Source organism: Brevibacillus sp. HB2.2 (assembly GCF_013284275.1).
Classification (GTDB): domain Bacteria; phylum Bacillota; class Bacilli; order Brevibacillales; family Brevibacillaceae; genus Brevibacillus; species Brevibacillus brevis_D.
Genome location: NZ_JABSUV010000052.1, coordinates 1 through 15,992, shown reverse-complemented (window position 1 = coordinate 15,992; position 15,992 = coordinate 1). Strand labels below are relative to the sequence as shown.

The window sequence follows — 15,992 nt, the reverse complement described above, 5'->3', positions numbered from 1 at the left end:
GAGAACCCATTGCTGTTAGTTTCCGCTGTATTTATCCTCAATTTCCTCTCTCATTTCCTGATAGGTCTCGGTTGTGAGACTCACCAAGTAATTGGTAAGCTCCTCCTTGGACTGTGTAGCCAACGCTTCTCTTTCTTGCCTTTTCCCAGTAAGGTACTCCCTCGCCTCATTGCCAATCTTGCCGCTCGCAGATAAATACTCGATCGCCATTCCGATGTTCAGGCTCTCCCGCCAGTTTTTCTCGTACCAGTCCCGGTCGTAAGCATCCACCCATTTCTTGCGGTCGATCAAGACAGCGTCAGCTTCTGTCAAAGCATCCCGTTTCCACTGCTCCCACTTCTGGGCAATTTCTTTTGCACGTTCCAGCTCTTGCTTGAACTGCTCACGGTTCGTCACATTTGCATACAGACCTTCTGAAGCGTGGGCAATCTCCTTCAATTGCTTCTGCCCTTCTGCATTCACGTCAAAGCCAATGACGTTCAACAACGGCATAATTTTGGATTGGGACAATTCCTTGGCTACTGCCACTGGATTGCCATCACAAGTCTCGATACCATCACTGACCAGGTAGATGACATTCGTGTTTTTATCCGCTTCGAATCCCGCCAAATCCTCCTGAGCGAGACGCAAGGAATGCGCAATGGATGTCCAACCCGTCGGCTCAAACATGTCGAGTGCTTGCTCAAGTCTCTTCGCATCGTAGGCTTGCAATGGATAGACCATCTCACTACTGCCACAGGAAAGCTGCTTATGTTCATCAGCATTGCTCCCCTTATGACCATACACGCGCAACGAGATTCTCGCCTCTTCAGGCAGTGCTTCCGCGAATTCCTGAATCGCTTCCTTGGCGAGCTGCATTTTCGTTTTGTCCCCAATTTTCCCGGCCATGCTGCCGCTCGCATCCAGGATGATTTCTACGTTGAAATTTTCCCGAAACTGAAAACGGGCGTCCTCGATATCTGGACTCCCATACGAAGCCATTCTCCAGCGGTCTACAACCATCTGGGGACTGAGGTAATCCTCGGCGAACAGGGTGAGCAATTGATTCCAGTACAAATCCAAGTAAGCATCATTCATCCCGTTGACCACGGTAGGCATTTTATCCAAAACCTGTATGATCTGCGCTCGATGCGGATAAGCTGCGTGGAAAAATTGTGTGCCAGCAAGCGGCCCAGGCTGTGAAGCAATCAATTCCTGTGTCGTCTGCGGCCCTTGATTTTGCCCAATCCCTGTACCCGCTCCGATTGCGCCCAGTGAACAGCCCGAAAGCAGCAGCATGATCAAAATGCTGTTGATTAAGAGCGACATCCGCATTTTTTGCAGCTTTTTTGTCATGCCATTTCCTCCAACCATCGTCATCCAAGGATCGGGATATTGATGTAAAACCAGTCGTTCACCTCATCAATAAAATCGATCCGTCTGCTTTCTCCTGTTTGGTAGATTTGCTCGGAATAGGCGGGAATGAAGTCAAACCCCATCGATTCCGATTCGTACTTTACAGAAGTTATTACTTCAATCCGATTGTCACTGTTGAACAATTTGACGGACGAACCGGTAAGCGTTGCCTTGTTATCCGACAGCACTTTGGTAACCACTCCAGGAATTCTGCTAGTTGCATTCTGTAAGCCTGCATAGACATAAAACTGCAGCTCAGGATTACCAGGCAATGCACTGTTTAAAGCCAAGTCAATCGCTCCGTATTTTATCTCGCTCGCGGCCCAATCCGGATGCGAAGCCTTCAACTGACTCGTGGCAGCTTCCACCCTTGGCCAGACAAAATTAGGATTTTTCAGCCTTGTGATCGACGCATCATATGCCATAATAGCCACTATCATCTCATCATAAATATCCTTCACCGCCGCAATGCTCGCCTGCTGCGCACTGTTCGACGCTTGCTCCTTGTCTACAAAAACGGTCGAAAAATTAAAAAGCGCAACAAACACCAGCATGAACATAAACCAGTAAATCGTCAGGGTGAAGATCGTCATATTTCCACGCTCATTTTGCAAGTGACGCAGTATACGTATCATCTAGTTCATCACCCTGCTCTTCATTTCTCGATCAAAGGAGATATATCGGTCTTCCTTCTCGATATATAGCCAGTCAGGGAGAAACGCCAGTTCCATCTGTACGCCGACCTTGGCGGTAAAATATCCGCTGCCATCCCATGTGATATCACAATCATTGAAGGAAATGTAGCCTCCTGCCGCGTTCACCACGTTTTTGGCAGCTTGCATGGCTTCTCCCGAATTACCCGTTATAGCGTACACCTTCGCCGCCTCATTTGCTGCAGACTGAGAGATGATTACGCCGTAGACGCCCACAAGAAACTGCCAGCAAATCAGCATGATCAGAAAGACGAACGGCAGTATGGCGATAAACTCTACGGTGACCGAGCCCTTTTCATTGGAAACGATCTTCTTCAGGCGCATTCTTCGCTCATCTCCTCTCGAACTTATTTGCAAGCTACCTTTCATCGAGCAGCAATCCCCCTGCCACAGCTGCTTCCGCTCTTGCCGCCTCGTCCTTCCATTTATTGACGTACATCATGAACATGACCGCAAAAAACGGAAGAACAATCACATTGAGCAACAACTCAATAAACATAACCGCCCCGAAGGTCGCCGTAATAGACGTAACAAGGAACAAGCCCGCCATACTGATTAACCATTCCACCACGCTCACCAGTAGCAACAGGCCAAAGATTTGGAAAAAATGCTTTTTGCCCATTTCCATGGCAGCTCGCCAAGAGCGCCAAGCCGATTGTTTTCTCAGCACCACAAAAAACGGCGTCAAATAAAACAAGACCATCAGAATCAACCCAGGTATCATGAACAGCATCATTCCTGTTGAGACAAGAAAGCTAAACACGATCCCAAACACGAATACGGAAAAGCTGTGTTCAAAAAAAGTCCGAAATGCCTTACGAATCGGACGCTCATCGCCGTCCAGATCACTTTGAACATACTGGGCAAAAGGAATCTGGAGGATCAGCAAAAATAGAAGCAGTAAAAACAGATTGAAAAAGCTTGCGACAAATTTGGCGCCCGTGATCGCCGCAATCAAATTCAGGTAGTTCAGCGTAAAATTGTGGATGATAAAAAATGGAACCACGAGCACGGCGGACAAGAGCAGCAAAGATTCGATGTTCCGTGCATAAAAACGAATGCTTTCTTTGAAGGGATGCATATGGGTTTTTCTCACCTTTCCTGTTATGGGTTTCGCAGTTTATCCATCAGCCCGTTTTCCAGGATGGTCATATTAAGCTTCTCGTGGGCCTCTCGCAACTGTTCAACCGAATGGAAAGACTCATGTTTCCCTGTCGTATGCGTCTCAAAGCCTTTCACGGATTCATCGGCAATATTTCGCAGTGTTTTGTCTTTGTAAACGGAGAGTAAGTCACTCAGCTTTTTTCGTTTCTGCTCCTGTACCCGATCCAGTTCTACCCGATTGGACTGGAAAAGCTGGTAAAGCCGATCCACCGAGTCTTTGATCAGCACCTGTTTGCGAATGCGATCATATAAAATGTAGTCGGATTCAAACAAAACGTCCCGCAATGCTGTTTCTTCTCCCGCAATGACGTAGTTGCGCGCGAAAAATTGATTGAGCAGATCCATCCCTCGAGTATAAATGGCACGCAGCTGGTCCCGGCTTTCCATCATGGTTTTGCAAACATCGATCAGCTTCTCTGCATCTTGCCGAAGCACCGTGTCCATCTTATCCTGGTAGCTGGGCAAAAGCTCCCTTAGATACTGGTATTTTTGCTCATACATCTCGATCGGCTTCTCTTTATCCATGGCCAGATTGTTCTTAATCTTGCGCCCCGCATGTGCATGCACCAAAAACAGCTTCACGACAGGCTCTGCTTCATGGCGGCGAACTACTTCACCATCCGGTCGCAGCACCAGGTACCCGACAGCGTCTTTTTTCCCCCATTTCCAGTACGCTACATGGTAGTAATATTGTCCGTTTACGTAGGCTGGGTAGTTATACAGCTCTGTCCTCTCTAAAAAACGCTTATTCCGCTCGATTTGAGCCTGAACCTGTGGTGTATTCACGACTTTCATAAGCAAGGACCTCCGTTACGCAAATAAGGATTTCACCCAGCCAACAGCTTTTCCAACCCCATCCCGGATTCCACGGGTAATCGCTCCTCCAGCTAGCTTGTCAGCGTACTTCACGAGTTTGCTCAATCCCCACAGAACCGCACCAGTGACCACAAGCACACCACCTACCGCCTGCCCCCCTGGTATGACAGATGCAATAACCCCTGCATCCATCAGCACACTGCCGAAATTACCGACGCCATCCACAAATTTCTCATTTTGCGTAGCTTCATTCTGGCTCGGATCAAACGCCATGCCAAAGGTGCCGACCGTATCCATGATGTCAAACGGAAGGCTGATTGCTGCTACGCCCACATTTAAACCTTTCACGATTCCCGGCATTCTGACGCCGGACGGATTTGCCGAATTCGTCAGCTGACCACCTTGGAAAATATCTCGAAAACTGTTATTCGGTAATTGTGCCAACACAAATTGATAGTTGCCCCACGCGCTCATCCCGTCGAGTGAATCGACACCCAAGCCAGTTACGGTGTTTACATACGGCGTATTCTTGAAGGCAAGATCAAGGCCTTTTATCGCCAGATCTCCCAAGAACATGCCTTTGCCACGAAGTCCCGCTGCCATGTCTACTTCGCCATTCATAAGCAAATCCGCGCTATATGCCAGCGTACCGCCCATGACGTCCTTGAACGTCCATTTGACTGCACCGTATTCAAGCGTCTCCGTCATCGGTTTCGAGCTATTTGGATCAACGCCGGGGTTCTGAGAAGCAGGCATCTGTAGATTCGGTGCAGGTGCGGTTGCTTTTGGCGCTTGCGGGTTCGAGTAATTGACGTTTGGCCCCTGAAAATCGGGTGCTTGTGGATTTATCTGATCCCAATTTGGTGCTTGCGGATTCGTCCAATCCCAGTTCGGCGCCTGTGGGTTCAGCTTTTCCCAATCAGGAGTCTGCGGGTTTATTTTTTCCCACTGCGGCGTTTGTGGGTTGTGCTCCCATTGCGGAGACTCCAGGTTCGGTTGATCCCACTTCGGGGCCTCGTATTGCAGCCCTTGATACTGCATGGAAGCCGCCAAGCCCACCAGCGGAAACAGATTCATCAAAAGAATCAGAACAGCGAAAGTAGCCGCTGCCATTGGGCTTCTTACCCATTTCCTCACTTCACAAACCTCCTTTTGGAGATTTCGTCTCTAGTTTGTTTTCGTGTTTTGTGCAAACTTCTGGTTGATCGCATCCACGGCTTCCTTATAGGACTTCTCGTTCAAGGTATCCAGGAATTGCTCCAGCTCATCTGCCTTTTTCTGTGCAATTTCCAGCTGCTCATCGTTCAACTTCCGCAGTTGATCGGCGAACTCATCTGAAATCATGTTGTTTGCATCCATAGTCATGATTGCAGATGTTAGATCATGATTTTCCCGTTTGGCGATACGACTCCATTTCAAAGCAAAGTGACGAATGTCGATCGACCGAGAACTACGAGTGGATACGGCTTGGTAGGATGCATTGGCTTTCCACTCTTTCCACTTGTTCGCGATTTCTTTCCCACGATTGAATTCGTCCTGCAGCTCCTTCTGATCTTGAATCAGAACATAGCGGCCTCCCGCAGCCTTCGCTACTTCTTTCAACTGCTGCTGCCCCGGACCATCTACACCAAATCCAATCACGTTAATAATTGGTGTAATCTCGGATTGGGCCAACTGTTTGGCAGCTTCGACAGGGTCACCATCGCACGTCTCGATTCCGTCACTGACGAGGAAGATCATATTGGTGTTCTTATCTCCAGGCAATTTGCTTAAATCCTTTTTTGCTTCCTGCAAAGAGTAAGCAATCGGAGTGTATCCGGTAGGTTGGAACTGATTTAAAGATTGCGTCAGTTTTTCTTTGTTGTAAGTCTGCATCCCGTACACCAGCTCACTGCTTCCGCAAGACAGTGTTTTATCCGACTCTTTCCCGCTGCCCTTGTGCCCGTATACGCGCAAAGCGACATTCGCCTGTTCCGGCAAAGATTCAGCAAAGGCTTGAATCGCTTCTTTGGCAGCATCCATCCTCGTCTTGCCGTTCGATTTTGCCGCCATGCTGCCACTCGCATCCAAGATAATTTCAACATTGTAGCTTTCTTTAAACTTGAACCGCGGATCATCGATGTCCGGATTCCCAAATGAGGCCATTTTCAGTTCGTCTATTATCTGTTGTGGATCGGGGTAGCTCTGGGCAAACAACCCTAACAAAGCAAGGTAGTACTTGTTCATCATTTCTTCGTCCGGGTTTTCAACAGCAGGGAACTTTTTCAGTTCAGGCAACACTTCTTCCCTGTTGTTGTCATACGAAACCCCGGAAAAACGTCCTGGCGGCGAATTGACGAAGTCCTCTGTCGTTTCCCGCTTTAACGGCATTCCTTCCTGTGCCATGGCCTCCAACGCTTTTATCTTTTCTTCTCGCGTCATCTCGGCACTTGGTTCTCCTGTTTGGTCCGGCGGTTGGCTTTGCGTAGGCGGTGTTTCCGTGCTTGGTGGAACAGAAGGATTTTGCCCCTCTGTGTTCTGAGGTGTATCCGGCTCCTGCGAACACGCCGTTAACAGGCACAACAGGAGGATCACTGCAATTATTCCCTTCACGAGTCTCATCAAAGTGCTACCTCCTGCTTGATTTCGTCTTGCTATGTATGAAGCGTCATATGGTTCAGGTGGTGAAGAAGCATTCCTTCACCACCTCTTTTCCATATGCTCATCACCAAAAAAGCATTCAATGATTGATTAATTTCCGTCTAATTTTTTGATGATATTGCTCAATGTATCTCCAATGGATTCTCCAACGAGTGTGGGGTCCTTATCAAAGTAGGCCATCACCGCACCAAACACAGCGATGACTACACCTGCCAACGCGATCCACTCAATCGCCTGTGCTCCTTTTTCGTTTCTAAGAGCTCCCTGACTTTTTACATACCATTTCAGCATCATGCTTTTCATATAAAATCTACTCCCTTCATGATTTGGATAATGAAAAAATAAAGAACTGTGCACTCCCATCTCGCTGACGGGCATCACCTCCTAAAAGTGAACCCCTGGATCATGGCATGATGTCGGAGAACAAACTGAAGTTATCCAAAATATTCAATACCATCAAACCGCCAATTAGGATAATCGCTGTAGGAGTCACGATAAACGTAGTGATCAGGGTTACTTTTGGCGACGCCTTGGCCGCCTTTTCCTTGATTAGCTCTTTGCGGATTCTCCTCATATTTTCCGCCTGTGCCTTGAAAGTGACGGCAATCGGCACCCCCAGGCGCATCCCCTGAATGAGCGCTTTGATCAGCATTTGAAACTCCGGATTGTCGTTGCGTCGTAGCAATTGTTCATACGCCTTTTCCCTTTGCACACCGAGATCCAGCTCTTGATTGAATCGGGAAAACTCTTCCCGAATCGGCCCATCAAAAAACTTGATGACTTCGCGCAAAGCCTGATCGAGACTCACCCCCGCCTGAAGTGTCACGCTTACGGTGTCGAGAAATTCAGGCAGGTCATAGCGAAGCTGATGTTGACGATCGCGCGCTTTTTTCTTCAACAAAAGGATGGGCAAAAAGTAGCCAATCAACGGCCAGGCGATCAATCCTAAATGTGAGAAGGGAAAGCGAAGAATAAAAAACAGCGTGCCGGCAATAATGCCGAGCAGAGCCATAAAAATTTTGACCCCTTGGAATTGGGCCACGGTCAAATCAAGTGGCCGCCCAGCCCTGAGCAACCAATCCTCAACCTCATGCGACTCACTGAAAAAATTGATGCGCTGTCCCATGACAGCATAGTCGTCTCCATACCGAAGCAATCGTTTGACCAGACGCTCGGATGAGGTCTCCTGCTTGCGCACGCCGTAGTTTTTGTGCCCGCTCATCTCATGGACATGTGCGAGCAGCTTTTGCTTCTCGATGGAGTAGCGATACCACTCTTTTAGGCAGATGGCAAACAGCAAAAGAAACAAGAATACGCAAGTAATTATGAGAGCATCCATGTTTTCACACCTTTATGTTGGTCACTTTCTTTACGAGGATATAGGACAGGAGAGTTCCGATTACAAACAACCCCAGAAGAAAAAGACCAAATCCGGAAAACAACGGATCAATGAAGCCTTTGTTCATCGTGTTCATCATCAGCACCAGGGCAACTGGCATGATCGGCACCAAGATAGAGACGTATCGCTGTTCTGCCGTCATGGTCTTGATTTCCTGATTCACGATGCGGCGATCCTCCAATGTCTCCGCCATTTCTTGCAGCACCTGGCTCAAATTCCCCCCTGCGCGCCGTTGAATCAGCAGGGTAGCAGTAAAGATCCGGAATTCTCGCGTCGGTATTCGTTTTTCCATGTCAGAGAGCGCCCGGTCAAAGCTGACGCCTAGCTGCAGCTCACGTGCCATGCGGCTAAACTCATCACCAGCGGGATAATTCATCTCCTTGGCTACCAGTGAGATCCCCTGCGAGAGCGTAAGACCTGCACGCAGCGAGTTGGCTAAAAGGCGACACACTTCGGACAGCTGTTCATTCAATCGCTCCTGGTACTTGTTGCGCCGGACGAAGAACAGCACGTTCTGTATGAGATACATCACCACTGCCCCGATCATGAAGTTAAAAGGAAAAGAAATATTCACGACGTTACTGAGCAAGAAGGCAAGCACCATGGTACCTACGATCAAAATTCCGTAAAACTCCGAGGGCGCAAGCGGGAAGTTCGCTTTGATCAGCTTTTTTTGGATTTCCTTGGCATAGGGCGTCTGGTCAAATTTATCTCCCCAAACGATGACGACGCTTTTTCGTTTTCCCTTTACCTCGAACCATTCTTCCGCTTTCTTTTTCCATTCGGTCTTCTTAACCCGATAACCGAGATACTCGTAGATGCCCCAGATGCCAAACAACACCGCGAGACTAAACAGAATAGGCATGGTCACGCTGCTTCCCTCCTTCCGCCTTGAATATGGATTCATCCAGATTGATTCCAAAAACTTGGAGCCTCTCCAAGCACCGCGGGATTACCCCCGTTGCCGTAAAGTAGCCAAGCACTTCCCCTTTCCCGCCAATCCCCTTCCGCTGGAAACGAAAAATCTCGTTGACCTCCACCCGTTTGTCTTCCGTTTTCGCTACTTCCGAAATCGAAACGATTTTACGTGTTCCATCTGACAGGCGTGTGACCTGCACGATGATATCCAGCGCACTGACGATATATTCACGGACAATCGTGGAGGGCAAATCCATCCCGGCCATAACGACCATCCCTTCCAAACGGTTAAACGCATCCTGTGGTGAGTTGGCGTGGACAGTGGTAAGTGATCCTTCATGCCCGGTATTCATGGCCTGCAGCATGTCGAATGCCTCTGGACCCCTTACCTCCCCGACGATGATTCGGTCTGGCCTCATCCGCAGGGAATTTCGCACGAGCTGACGGATGGTGACTTCCCCTGTTCCCTCCATATTGGGCGGGCGTGCCTCCATCCCAATACAGTTGGGGTGAGTCAGCTTCAACTCGGCCGAATCCTCAATGGTTATGACACGTTCGTAGTGCGGAATCGCTTTTGCTGTCGCATTCAGCAGCGTTGTCTTACCACTACCGGTCCCGCCGGAGATCAGCACGTTCATTTTGGCTTCCACCACGGCTTGAATGAACTGAGACATCGCTGCACTGAAAGAACCAAATTGCATCAGATCATCCATCAAGAAAGGCTCTTTGCGAAATTTGCGGATCGAAACGAGTGTGCCATTGAGACTAATCGGAGGGATGACGGCATTCACACGGCTTCCATCCTTCAGACGGGCGTCAACCATCGGCGAGCTTTCATCGATTCGTCGGCCAAGCGGTGCCACAATCCGGTCCACGATATGCCGCAAGTGTTCCTCGTCACGAAATTTTAAATCGGTTAATTCCAGCCTTCCTCGTTTCTCGATGTATACCAGGTTGTGTCCATTAATCGAAATTTCCGTGATTTCCGGATCGGCGAGCAGCGGTTCAAGCGGGCCAAGCCCCACCGATTCATTGATCAAACGTGTCAGCAGGATTTCCTTTTCATTTCGCGGAATGACTACTTTTTCTTCCGACATGTATTGGGAGACGAGACGTTCAATTGCGAGTCGCATCTCATCTGAACGAAGGCTGGTCAATCGCTCCAGATTGGTCTCCCGCAAGAGTCGGGTCTTGTAGTGTTCAGCCAGCTCGTCGATATACGGATTGAAGGAAGGAGCTGCTAATGTAGCGGCGAGTGTGGTCTGCTTTGCCTCATCCCCTTGCGCTGTCTGATCTTGCTTTCGTCGGAATAAAGCCATCTAACTCCCACCTTTTTGAACTTGCTCGTTATGACAGTTTCTTGAGTACCCATTTTCGGATGTCTTTCGCAGCCGGGGAGAGCTTCTTCTCATTCGCTTCCTTTTGCAACGGTCGGCCTTGATTGACAGCCGCTTGCACGCCTTGATGATCTCTGCTGATCTCAGCAGTAATCGGTGCGGTGAATAATCCTTTCAAATCAGACACATTCAGTTCGTTATCCCTTCCCACTTGGTTGACGACCACTTCGAGCCTGCCCGCGGTATCAATTCGCAGACGTTGGAACAAATCTTCCACGAGTCGGTAAATTTGAACGGACGGTGTGTCCAGATTCATCACGTAATAAATCATGTCTGACTCTGACAAAGCAGCAAAAGTAAGCTCGTTCATATGCGTGGGCAGGTCGATAATCACAAAGTCATAGCTGCGGCGGCTAGCGCGGATTAACCTGGTGACAAATGCCTCGGATATATTTTCAGCTGTCTCGGCATCACGCGGGCTGACCAGCACCTCCAGCTTGGAATGGTTCTCTCTTTGGGCCACATTGCGAATATGAAATTCATTGATTTCGTCCATAACCGGCATGAGATCGCCCAATGTACGGTTGTTGTCAAAGGACAAGAAGGTTTCGATTCCACCGTATTGGAGATTGAGATCGATGAGCAGCACACTGGCCGTCGATTCCAGCTTCAACGCTTGAGCAAAACCCGTTGCCAGCTGGGTGCGTCCGCTTCCCCCTTTTCCACTGTAAAAGGAGTACACCTTTCCCCGCCCTCGCACGAAAGCTTTGCCGGATGCATCCGTGCCCTTTTTTCGCTGTTTGATCAGGGATAAATCTGATATTTTGTCGAGACGATCGGACAACAGGTTGAGCTCATCAGGCATCACGATGTATTCCACCGCACCCGCGCGGACGACATCTCGCAGCAGGACAAAGTCCTGTTTTTCCGTGAGGTAAATGAGGATGCCCTCCGGGAGCTCGCCTTGTATGTACTGCACCAGCTCTACTCCTGCCCCGTCTTCCGGCTGAACAAGCAAAACAACATCGGGTCCAATCCGGTCAATTTCCTTTTTCACTTCGATGGAAGTCGTGTAGCGCACTTGCTCAAACGGAGTCAAAATGTCCCTTAGCATGTCTTTTACAGAGTCGTAATCCGCAACGACGAGAATCTTCATATCTTTGTTCATGACTTACCCTCCGGTTTTCGGTGGTTGATTAGTTGGCTGCGGTGGTACCGAAGTTGGTTTCGTTGGAGGCTGGGCCGGAACTGTCGGTGGTGTCTGTACTGCTGGCTGCCCTGCTGCTGGTGGTGGTGTAACAGGCGGTGTCGCAGGCTTCGCTTCAGCAGGTTTGCCAGGCGGTTTGGTCTGTTCCGGCGTGGGTTCCACAAACGGATCGGGAATCCCCAAGTCTCCTTTGCCCACATTCGCTTTCAAAATGCGAACCATCTGGGCGTAATGCTGCTGGTGAATGAATTTCGGCGCTTCCTCGAACGGCAGCTCGAGAGCTACCCCTTTGAAACTGTTCTCCGATTTGGCCACCATGGCGACTGGCACGTCTTTCATGAACACTTCTGTCACCGGCTTCCCGTTCACCTCATGCGAGATGATGATGTCCACCCGATCTAGCGCCTCCAGCTCCTGATCAAAGACGATATTGCTCGATGAAAACACTGTCACAAGCCTGTTGTTCTGATCCCGTACAACATTGGCTGGCTTCATGATGTTTTTCGTGATGATGTCTCCCTTCGACAAGGGAACGATCGTCACTTGATTCTTCAAACTCGCTTTATCGATGACGTACGAATCATCCGCGTACTTTTTGGGGATTTCCCTTACCGTCAATTGGTCGGGTTGAATTAGTGCCCGAGATGGAATATCTGCATTTGCTTCGTATATTTCCACCATTTCACCCAGTTGCGCATTCAAATCCTTGATTTTTTGCAGAAACAGAAAGCCCGCAAGTGCAGCAAGTAGGAAGGATAATACAAGGAAAATGATTGCCCTACGTTTTGATTCCAACATCAGAAGATTCCCTCTCTTTTTCGAAAAATCCATTCATGTTTATTCTTTGTCGTTTTATTGCCAATATTGGGAATAGATAAACTTACGGGAAAGACACTAGGAATACATGACTATGACCAGCAAGAGACTGGTCCCACCCGCAACAAATGGGGCCAACGGGATCTCTCGCACGAGCTTCATCTTTCCTGTCATTTTGGCGATGGCCCACATGGGAAGCACGCTGACTCCCGCAAGCAAATACGTAAGCATGAGCACGACCAACCCCGCTTGCCATCCAACCGCTGCACCGACCAAAGCGAGCAGCTTAATATCCCCTCCGCCCATTTGACCGTTGCTGATCACCGCCATGAGTAATGAAATTCCTCCCAGCACAATAACTCCTATCGCATAAGTCAGCCATTTCTCTGGATGAAGGTACGCATGCAGAACGAGAAAATACACAATTCCCGGAAGCGTCAGCCAGTCATAAATGAGACGGCGGCGTAGGTCGGTATACATAGCGACTGCCATTACGAAAAGAATGGGAATGATGACATACCAAGATAACACCATATGTCCTCCTTCCTGCTTTTTGAGGAAAATTTCACCATTACAGACTGCAGATTTGGGAAATTTGTTGCAATCATATCCAATTTTTTTGTATATTTTTTCGTAAAACGCTAAATACGGCGACAAAAGGTGGGAATACAAAGCCGTGCAGGAGTATCTCGAACTGACTGAGCTACTTGCAGAGATTGAACATCATTCGACAAGTCGATCCTGCTGTTTATGGACGGAAAGGAAGTATTTCGGCAAGTTCTGACCTCCATCGCTTGCTAAAAATTCACATTTGCAATCACTGTAAAGGTTTGGATAACCTCTCTATTGATGATAGAGTAGAGAGTATGGATTTATCAGATTCGTAAGACAATCTGTTGCATTTTATCGTTTTTTGAAGGAGAGACAGTGGATGAGAGCCTTATTGGTAGACGACGAGCAACTACCCTTGATGCATCTGCAACGATTGCTAGAAAAAGATGTTGGCGGCGTTAAGGTAGTCGGAGCCTACACCAATCCTCTCGAAGCGATCGACCAAGCAATATCTCTTCAACCAGATGTCGTATTTTTAGATATTAATATGCCGCGCATCAGTGGACTGGAGATCGGAGAACGTCTACAAGGAATCGATAACTCCCCCGAGATCGTATTTGTCACAGGGTATGATAAGTACGCCGTTGATGCTTTTGAGCTATGCGCACTGGATTACATCATGAAGCCCGTACAGCTTCAACGCTTGCAAAAGACAATGGACCGTCTTCGTGAGAGAATCAAGTCCGCGAAAGAAGCCGCGCCTATTAAAGAAGAGTCAGTCGTCTCCATCCAATGCTTCAATAGTATTTTGTTTCACCAGCCGAATCAGGAGCCGCAAGAGATCAAGTGGCGCACGAATAAAGCCCGCGAGCTGTTTGCGTATTTGTTGCATCACCGCAACAAGATGATCGACAAAGATTCGCTTATCGAGCTTTTGTGGCCGGACTATGATGGAAGCAAAGGCGTAACCCAGCTATATACGACGATTTACCTCATCCGGCAAACCTTGAAACGCTATGGTCTCCAAACGATATCGATCAACAAAGGCAATTTAGAAGGCGGCTATAAGCTGACGATTGATTCGGCTACGATCGATGTGGAGGAATGGGAGAATCGTCTCAAACAAATCCCTCCCCTCTCTCTTGCCAATATGCAGGAGTATGAGCAATTGCTCGCAGCGTATACAGGTGATTATTTCGGAGACTACGACTATTTGTGGGCAGAGTACGAGCGGGAAAGACTCCGCAGAATGTGGCTTTCGCTCTCCAAAACAATGAGCACCTTTTATTTGGGACACGGCAGAGTACGAGAGGCGATCAACGTCAACCAACGCATTCAGAATTTGCACCCGCTTGAAGAAGACAGCTACATGATCTTGATGCAGCTGTACGCTTCTTTGGACGATCATGCGGCTGTAGAAGAACAGTATCAACTCTTGACCTCTCGATGGGAGAATGAACTCGGCTCAGCAGCAAACGAACATATCACCAAGTGGTATCACATATGGAAACAAGAGACAGAACAAAAGTAATGCTACTCTCTCACTAAATCTAGGGGGCACTCATGAAGCTCAGAGGTGTTCTATACAGCGTACTTCTCGCTGCTTTTTGCATTCTACCTTCCTCTGCCGCCGCCTCCAGTTATGGAACGGCGACCTATTCACCAAAACAAACCCAAGACGTGCTCCGAAACCCGTATATGGGACTGGCTCCCGACTCACGGACGAGCAATCTTGAGCAAGAACACACGCTTGTCTATGCCAATCTTACCTGGAGGATGCTCGAGCCTACTAAAGGGGATTATGCATTTGATGAGGTCGAAGATGCGATCCGGTTTGATGAATGGACAGAAAAAGATGTCAAGTTCATCCTCCGTATCGTAATGGATATTCCTCACACCAAATCGGACATGGAGATACCGGATTGGCTCTATAACGAGATCGGCGGGGACAATGACAACTTTGAAGACGGCGAGTGGTATCGAAACGACTATGGCAAAGGCTATAGTCCCAACTACAGCAACCCATTGATCATCAAATACCACAAACAGTTGATTGACGCATTGGGAGAACGTTACAAGGACGATCCCCGCATTGCCTTTATACAGCTGGGAAGCGTCGGTCACTGGGGAGAATGGCACACCGATACGTCTATTCCTTTCCCTGCGACAGAAGTCACGGATCAGTACGTCCAACCGTATCTAGATAACTTCCCTGATTCCATGCTACTGATGCGAAGACCACATCCAGTCGCCAAAGAGTACAAGCTGGGCCTGTTTAACGACATGTTCGGCAACAAAGAAGATACAGACAGCTACCTGTCCTGGATACAGAAGGGCTATGTATCCTGGCTGACCAAAGAGACAATGCCTGCCATGCCTGACTTTTGGAAGTATGCACCAAGCGGTGGAGAGTTCTCCCCATCCGACTCGTTAAACAGCTACTTTGATCGCTCCTCCATTAACCAGGTAATCTCACAAGCCAAAGCTTCACATATTAGCTGGCTTGGCCCCAATACACCTGCACAGTTCGAAAAAGATAGTGAACAACAACAATACCTGGACCGCTTTTTAAACACGATTGGCTACCGCTTCTCCATCACCAAAGAGACACATGCCAAAGCAGTCCAGCCCGGAGAAAGTCTCACTGTAACGATGGATTGGCAAAATCGCGGTGTCGCTCCTTTTTATTTCCCGTGGATTCTCGAGCTGTCACTCACGGATGAAAATGGCGAGATCGTAACCAAGACCAAAACGGACGAAGACATCCGCAAATGGCTTCCTGGCACGAAAACCGTCAAGCAAAGCTTGAAAATCCCAGATGATTTACCAGAAGGCACATACACCCTCTGCGTGGCTATCCTCGATCCGCATACGGAAGAACCGGGCATTCAATTTGCCATGGAAGGAAAAAGAGCGGACGGAAGATACACACTAGGCAAGGTTCAAGTACGAGACTGATCATCAAAGGAAAAATCCCTTCCTGACAACCTGTTGAAGTGACCCAGTAAATTGAGACAAGGAAAAAGCACCTCCTG

The 15,992-nt window shown here is 48.5% G+C and carries 16 protein-coding genes; 2 read left to right on the top strand and 14 right to left on the bottom strand.

What is annotated here, in order from left to right:
• Positions 1 to 15: 15 nt before the first annotated feature.
• The 14 genes from HP401_RS34725 to HP401_RS34660 form a co-directional block, all read right to left on the bottom strand.
• Entirely contained in the window at positions 16 to 1,335 is a 1,320-nt protein-coding gene (locus HP401_RS34725; protein WP_173607189.1) for a VWA domain-containing protein, read from the bottom strand.
• A 20-nt stretch (positions 1,336 to 1,355) separates the two neighbouring features.
• Positions 1,356 to 2,030 carry a Tad domain-containing protein gene (locus tag HP401_RS34720; protein WP_173607188.1) on the bottom strand — a complete coding sequence of 225 codons (675 nt, stop codon included), beginning with the start codon at positions 2,028 to 2,030 and terminating at the stop codon, positions 1,356 to 1,358.
• Entirely contained in the window at positions 2,031 to 2,432 is a 402-nt protein-coding gene (locus HP401_RS34715; protein WP_173607187.1) for a TadE/TadG family type IV pilus assembly protein, read from the bottom strand.
• Between the two features lie 34 nt (positions 2,433 to 2,466).
• The gene (locus HP401_RS34710; protein ID WP_173607186.1) at positions 2,467 to 3,189 is read right to left on the bottom strand and encodes a hypothetical protein; all 723 of its coding nucleotides are present in this window, start codon (positions 3,187 to 3,189) and stop codon (positions 2,467 to 2,469) included.
• A 23-nt stretch (positions 3,190 to 3,212) separates the two neighbouring features.
• Complete coding sequence (locus HP401_RS34705; RefSeq protein ID WP_173607185.1) at positions 3,213 to 4,067, bottom strand: hypothetical protein; 855 nt, start codon at positions 4,065 to 4,067, stop codon at positions 3,213 to 3,215.
• 15 nt (positions 4,068 to 4,082) lie between these two features.
• The gene (locus HP401_RS34700) at positions 4,083 to 5,225 is read right to left on the bottom strand and encodes a hypothetical protein (RefSeq protein ID WP_173607184.1); all 1,143 of its coding nucleotides are present in this window, start codon (positions 5,223 to 5,225) and stop codon (positions 4,083 to 4,085) included.
• A 30-nt stretch (positions 5,226 to 5,255) separates the two neighbouring features.
• Entirely contained in the window at positions 5,256 to 6,689 is a 1,434-nt protein-coding gene (locus HP401_RS34695) for a vWA domain-containing protein (protein ID WP_173607183.1), read from the bottom strand.
• A 129-nt stretch (positions 6,690 to 6,818) separates the two neighbouring features.
• Positions 6,819 to 7,031, bottom strand: a complete 213-nt coding sequence (locus tag HP401_RS34690; RefSeq protein WP_041749767.1) for a Flp family type IVb pilin — start codon at positions 7,029 to 7,031, stop codon at positions 6,819 to 6,821.
• A 100-nt stretch (positions 7,032 to 7,131) separates the two neighbouring features.
• Positions 7,132 to 8,067 (bottom strand): type II secretion system F family protein, encoded by a 936-nt coding sequence (locus HP401_RS34685; protein WP_012684315.1) that lies wholly within the window; start codon positions 8,065 to 8,067, stop codon positions 7,132 to 7,134.
• A 4-nt stretch (positions 8,068 to 8,071) separates the two neighbouring features.
• Positions 8,072 to 8,998: a type II secretion system F family protein gene (locus tag HP401_RS34680; RefSeq protein ID WP_173607182.1), complete on the bottom strand. Its 927-nt coding sequence runs from the start codon at positions 8,996 to 8,998 to the stop codon at positions 8,072 to 8,074.
• Entirely contained in the window at positions 8,976 to 10,364 is a 1,389-nt protein-coding gene (locus HP401_RS34675) for a TadA family conjugal transfer-associated ATPase (RefSeq protein WP_173607181.1), read from the bottom strand. The genes HP401_RS34680 and HP401_RS34675 overlap by 23 nt, the downstream gene beginning before the upstream one ends.
• A gap of 28 nt (positions 10,365 to 10,392) precedes the next feature.
• The gene (locus tag HP401_RS34670; protein ID WP_173607180.1) at positions 10,393 to 11,550 is read right to left on the bottom strand and encodes a CpaE/TadZ family protein; all 1,158 of its coding nucleotides are present in this window, start codon (positions 11,548 to 11,550) and stop codon (positions 10,393 to 10,395) included.
• Between the two features lie 3 nt (positions 11,551 to 11,553).
• Positions 11,554 to 12,387: a CpaB family protein gene (locus HP401_RS34665; RefSeq protein WP_173607179.1), complete on the bottom strand. Its 834-nt coding sequence runs from the start codon at positions 12,385 to 12,387 to the stop codon at positions 11,554 to 11,556.
• Positions 12,388 to 12,483: 96 nt separating this feature from the next.
• Complete coding sequence (locus tag HP401_RS34660; RefSeq protein WP_087342063.1) at positions 12,484 to 12,939, bottom strand: prepilin peptidase; 456 nt, start codon at positions 12,937 to 12,939, stop codon at positions 12,484 to 12,486.
• Positions 12,940 to 13,336: 397 nt separating this feature from the next.
• On the opposite strand from HP401_RS34660, the gene HP401_RS34655 reads away from it, so the two are divergent.
• Together HP401_RS34655 and HP401_RS34650 are read left to right on the top strand one after the other, a co-directional pair.
• A complete protein-coding gene (locus tag HP401_RS34655) occupies positions 13,337 to 14,488 on the top strand; it encodes a response regulator (RefSeq protein WP_173607178.1) in 1,152 nt (383 codons plus the stop codon).
• A gap of 32 nt (positions 14,489 to 14,520) precedes the next feature.
• A complete protein-coding gene (locus HP401_RS34650; protein ID WP_173607177.1) occupies positions 14,521 to 15,915 on the top strand; it encodes a DUF4832 domain-containing protein in 1,395 nt (464 codons plus the stop codon).
• The last annotated feature ends 77 nt before the right edge of the window (positions 15,916 to 15,992 follow it).

Coding starts and splice junctions, on each gene's coding strand:
- HP401_RS34725 (WP_173607189.1), bottom strand. CDS start 1,335: ATGACAAAAAAGCTGCAAAAAATGCGGATGTCGCTCTTAATCAACAGC.
- HP401_RS34690 (WP_041749767.1), bottom strand. CDS start 7,031: ATGAAAAGCATGATGCTGAAATGGTATGTAAAAAGTCAGGGAGCTCTT.
- HP401_RS34670 (WP_173607180.1), bottom strand. CDS start 11,550: ATGAACAAAGATATGAAGATTCTCGTCGTTGCGGATTACGACTCTGTA.
- HP401_RS34675 (WP_173607181.1), bottom strand. CDS start 10,364: ATGGCTTTATTCCGACGAAAGCAAGATCAGACAGCGCAAGGGGATGAG.
- HP401_RS34655 (WP_173607178.1), top strand. CDS start 13,337: ATGAGAGCCTTATTGGTAGACGACGAGCAACTACCCTTGATGCATCTG.
- HP401_RS34710 (WP_173607186.1), bottom strand. CDS start 3,189: ATGCATCCCTTCAAAGAAAGCATTCGTTTTTATGCACGGAACATCGAA.
- HP401_RS34660 (WP_087342063.1), bottom strand. CDS start 12,939: ATGGTGTTATCTTGGTATGTCATCATTCCCATTCTTTTCGTAATGGCA.
- HP401_RS34685 (WP_012684315.1), bottom strand. CDS start 8,067: ATGGATGCTCTCATAATTACTTGCGTATTCTTGTTTCTTTTGCTGTTT.
- HP401_RS34720 (WP_173607188.1), bottom strand. CDS start 2,030: ATGATACGTATACTGCGTCACTTGCAAAATGAGCGTGGAAATATGACG.
- HP401_RS34665 (WP_173607179.1), bottom strand. CDS start 12,387: ATGTTGGAATCAAAACGTAGGGCAATCATTTTCCTTGTATTATCCTTC.
- HP401_RS34715 (WP_173607187.1), bottom strand. CDS start 2,432: ATGCGCCTGAAGAAGATCGTTTCCAATGAAAAGGGCTCGGTCACCGTA.
- HP401_RS34705 (WP_173607185.1), bottom strand. CDS start 4,067: ATGAAAGTCGTGAATACACCACAGGTTCAGGCTCAAATCGAGCGGAAT.
- HP401_RS34695 (WP_173607183.1), bottom strand. CDS start 6,689: ATGAGACTCGTGAAGGGAATAATTGCAGTGATCCTCCTGTTGTGCCTG.
- HP401_RS34650 (WP_173607177.1), top strand. CDS start 14,521: ATGAAGCTCAGAGGTGTTCTATACAGCGTACTTCTCGCTGCTTTTTGC.